Here is a 347-nt window from a genome sequence, read left to right as displayed (position 1 = left end):
GACCGGCTGCTGGTGCAGTTGCAGCGCCTGGTCGATGCCGGCAATACCGTAGTGATGATCGAACACGATATGCGCGCGGTGGCCCAGGCCGATTGGGTGATCGACGTGGGGCCTGGTGCAGGCGCTGCCGGCGGCAGCATCGTGGTGGCGGGCTCCCCTCAGCAGGTGGCCCGAACGTCTGGCAGCAGAACCGCTCCGTTCCTTGCACAGGAGTTGGCGCGGGCCGAGTAGCTCAGTTCGCCAAATGTTGCCAATTTTCGCGGGGCATTGATCGTCGCCACACGACGGTGGCGATCAATGCCCGAATCGCGTCATCCTTCCTGAGTCAGAGCAAGATAGGGATTGTT

Annotated in this window: 1 protein-coding gene; it reads left to right on the top strand. The window is 62.8% G+C overall.

Translation table 11 applies throughout. From position 1 onward, the window contains the following. The coding region (locus FZE95_RS19545; RefSeq protein ID WP_223825140.1) for a hypothetical protein at nucleotides 1-231 on the top strand (231 nt) is incomplete at its 5' end. Between the last annotated feature and the right edge of the window lie 116 nt (nucleotides 232-347).

The sequence above is a fragment of the Pseudomonas profundi genome, from assembly GCF_008638305.1.
Classification (GTDB): Bacteria; Pseudomonadota; Gammaproteobacteria; order Pseudomonadales; family Pseudomonadaceae; genus Halopseudomonas; species Halopseudomonas profundi.
The sequence above is the reverse complement of the archived record's forward strand: the minus strand, read 5'-3'. Positions and strand labels throughout refer to the sequence as shown.